Origin of the sequence: Chamaesiphon sp. VAR_48_metabat_403 (genome assembly GCF_031422475.1) — a bacterium.
Classification (GTDB): Bacteria; Cyanobacteriota; Cyanobacteriia; order Cyanobacteriales; family Chamaesiphonaceae; genus Chamaesiphon.
The window spans coordinates 1-3538 of the sequence record NZ_JANPLS010000437.1; the positions used below are offsets into that span (position 1 = coordinate 1).

General features: G+C 46.3%; 4 protein-coding genes. 2 read left to right on the forward strand and 2 right to left on the reverse strand.

Annotation, left to right across the window (positions count from 1 at the left end; all coding sequences use genetic code 11):
* Positions 1 to 439 (forward strand): adenylosuccinate synthetase (locus RMO79_RS20995; protein WP_310485215.1); only part of this gene is annotated, 439 nt, incomplete at its 5' end.
* A gap of 87 nt (positions 440 to 526) precedes the next feature.
* Complete coding sequence (rplY, locus tag RMO79_RS21000) at positions 527 to 823, forward strand: 50S ribosomal protein L25 (protein WP_310485216.1); 297 nt, start codon at positions 527 to 529, stop codon at positions 821 to 823.
* Positions 824 to 928: 105 nt separating this feature from the next.
* Here the strand turns inward: rplY and RMO79_RS21005 are convergent, their stop codons facing one another.
* Both RMO79_RS21005 and rsgA read right to left on the reverse strand, forming a co-directional pair.
* A complete protein-coding gene (locus RMO79_RS21005; protein WP_310485217.1) occupies positions 929 to 2776 on the reverse strand; it encodes an ABC transporter ATP-binding protein in 1848 nt (615 codons plus the stop codon).
* Positions 2766 to 3538, reverse strand: a 773-nt coding sequence (rsgA, locus tag RMO79_RS21010) for a ribosome small subunit-dependent GTPase A (RefSeq protein ID WP_310485218.1), incomplete at its 5' end; no start/stop codon positions are given. The genes rsgA and RMO79_RS21005, both read right to left, overlap by 11 nt.

Genomic DNA, 3538 nt, shown 5'->3' on the forward strand with positions numbered 1-3538 from the left:
CACAACTGGTCGCAAACGTCGCTGTGGCTGGTTCGATGGCGTAATCGGTCGTTATGCCGTCCGGATCAACGGAATGGATTGCATGGCAATTACCAAGCTGGATGTCTTGGATGAATTTGACGAGATTCAAGTCTGTATCGCTTACGAAATTAATGGTAAGCGTACCACCGACTTCCCCGACTCCGCGCGCGATTTTGCCAAGTGCGTGCCCATTTACAAAACACTCCCAGGCTGGAAACAGAATACCGCCGATTGTCGATCGCTGGCAGATCTTCCTAAAGCTGCTTTAGACTATCTCAAGTTTTTAGCTGACTTAATGGAAGTGCCAATTTCGATCGTCTCATTAGGCCCCAGTCGCGACCAAACGATTATTGTTGAAGATCCGATTCACGGGCCAAAACGGGGACTATTATCGGCTGATGGTACGCCGATCGGTTAGTACATTTCAACTAAAATCTAACTCGATCGACGAGTTGGAAATTATCGATCTCAGTACCAAAATTTTACCAAATAACAACACAAAATCATGGAAATTTCAGTCGAACTAAAACAACGCGTTGCTGGTAGCAAACCTAATAGCCTCCGCCGCTCTGGACATATCCCCGTCAATTTATACGGACACGACGGCGATAAATCTTTGCTGCTAACTCTAGATGCTAAAAGTGTTGAAAACCTCATCAAGAAAGCCAGAATTAATAAAACTCCAGTGGAAGTAAGCATTCCAGAATTATCTTGGAAAGGGATGACAGTAATTAAGGAAATCCAAACCCATCCTTGGAAAAATTTTCCCTATCACCTAAGCTTTTTTGCAGTTAAAGATTAGGCTTTAGGATCTAACTTGGTGGCTGTCGATATTCCATCATTAACATTAGTATGACAGGGAGGGCGATCGATTCGATCGCCCTCTTTGTATTATTTACTTCCCCCATTACTGATACCCTGCGGCTTGGAGTGAAAATAGATGAGCGTAGCGTCCGCCTGCTTGTAACAATAGCTCGTGAGAGCCTTGCTCGATAATTTCACCGTTTGCCATGACGATAATTTTATCCGCCATTCTGACTGTCGAAAAGCGATGGGAAATTAATACTACCATTCGGTCTTGAGTGAGCGATCGAAAATGGTTGAAGATATTCATTTCCGCTTCAGCATCCATCGCGGCGGTGGGTTCGTCTAAAATTAGAATATCAGCATCCGATCGCATAAAAGCACGGGCGAGGGCAATTTTTTGCCATTGTCCGCCCGATAATTCTTGTCCGCCTTTAAACCATTTGCCTAACTGGGTATCGAACTTTTCTGGCAACACATCGATAAAGGGTGTTGCCATGCCTTTACTCGCAGCAATTTGCCATTCTTTGCGATCGTCTAAATGTTCGACATCGCCAACGCCGACATTTTCACCGACGGTAAATTGGTATTGAACGAAGTTCTGAAAAATCACCCCGATTCTGCGTCTCAATACATCGACATCCCAGTCTTGTAAATCCACGCCATCGAGTAAAATCCTCCCGCTGGTGGGTTGGTACAGGTTAGTTAATAACTTAATTAGGGTTGTTTTACCCGAACCATTTTCACCGACGATCGCCAGTTTTTCGCCTAATGGTAAATGCAATGAGATATTATTTAAAACAGGTCGTTCGCTACCGGGATAACTAAAAGAAACATTTTCAAAGCGAATCCCATCTCTGATAGTTCCTTGAGTTATTCGCCCCTGAGATTGGGGAATCGGTTGGTCTAGAAACTCGTAAAGATTGGCAAGATAAAGGTTATCTTCATACATCCCGCCGATCGAAGTTAGAGCCGCTGCAAATGTCGCTTGTCCTTGTCTGAATACGACTAAATACATCGTCATTTCGCCGAGCGTAATTACGCCTGCGATCGCTTCAAGCACAATCCAGGCATAGGCTCCATAAAAAGCTGCCGTACTTAATAAGCCCAGTAAATAGCCCCAGAAGCCCTTCCTAATCGTCAGATCGCGATCGTCTTCGTAAAGTCGGTTAAAGATGTCGCGGTAACGCTCTAGTAGCATTCCACCGAGCTGATAGAGTTGCACTTCTTTGGCATAATCTTCTCGCGCTAATAATGTCTCTAAATAATGTTGCTGGCGGGTTTCCGGCGATCGCCACCGGAACAACCGGAAGGCATGTTCCGAAAATCTGGTTTCGGCAATAAACGCGGGAATTGCCGCGACAATTAGCACCACTACCGCCCACCCCGAAAATCGCCACAGCAAGCCGCTAAAGGTAATTAAGGTCAATGCAGACTGGCACAGCCCAAACGTGCGCGTAATTAGCGATAACGGGCGGCTGGAGGCTTGCGATCGCGCCTGAGTTATCTTGTCGTAAAATTCGGAATCTTCAAAATGTGACAGATTTAGAGTGAGGGCTTTTTCGAGAATCGATTCATTTACCCGTTGTGCTAGTAGTACTCGCAATAGTGATTGGCATACTACCAAACCCTTCTGAGCAGCGGCGAGTAATACGATCGCGATCGCTTCTACACCCACATATAGCAACGCCTGTTGACGATCGATCTGCAAACCACTCCGATTTGCCAACACCACATTATCGACAATTAATTTACCCACAAACGCGATCGCACTGGGCAATAATCCCCCCGCGAGTGTGAACATTGCTAGCGATACCGTCAGGGTGTGGCTAGTCGTCCACACTAAATCTACCGCCTTACGACTGTAGCGAAATACCGATAGCGATTGGCTGACATTTTTACCTAATTGTTTCAGTCTCGATCGAACAGATTTTCTCTTACTAGTCGTCATCGAATTCATCGGATAGCTTACCCTGCGATTGCAGTAAGGTGTGTCGGGCAATTTGGCGATATTTGGAGTCTAACTTTGGCTCGAATTTCTTTTTGCCAGTACTGCTTTTTTGTTTGAGATTATTTTCAAGTTTGGGCTGAGATTGTAATTGCTGTTCCCAGGCGATCGCATCTGCCAAAAAATCTAGATAATGAGGGTATCTTTCCCACTCGCCCCGCACGATACAATTGGGTTCGTCGCGATGGGTGCAGTTATTAAACTGACAATTTCCCGTAGTCAATCGCTGGCGAATCTCTGGAAAATATCCAGCTAATTCCGTCGGCGCACACGCGATATCTGGTTGATTGAATCCCGGCGTATCGGCAATTAATCCCCCCGTGGGCATGGTAAATAATTGAACGTGACGAGTCGTATGTCGTCCGCGACTGAGCTTGCCCGAAACTGTCGCCACTCTAATATTTGAATCGGGAATCAGCGCATTAGTCAGGCTCGATTTACCCACCCCCGAATGTCCGGCAAATACCGTAATCTGTCGATCGAGTTCTACTTGCAACTCCTTTATCCCCACCCCATGCTCGACGCTAATGACGATCGGTTGATACCCCCACTCACTCAACCGATCGCACCAGTCCTGTCGCTCGGTGTCGCTGACTAAATCGCTCTTATTTAGGCATAGACTGACTTGCAAGCCCGTCGATTCCGCTTTGACGAGAAATTTGCTCAACAGAAACGGATCGAGGGCTGGCTCGGCGAGAGCGAATA

Bases quoted from the DNA above. Each gene is read 5' to 3' on its own strand.
- RMO79_RS21005 (WP_310485217.1), bottom strand. From the start codon at position 2,776: ATGACGACTAGTAAGAGAAAATCTGTTCGATCGAGACTGAAACAATTA.
- rplY (WP_310485216.1), top strand. From the start codon at position 527: ATGGAAATTTCAGTCGAACTAAAACAACGCGTTGCTGGTAGCAAACCT.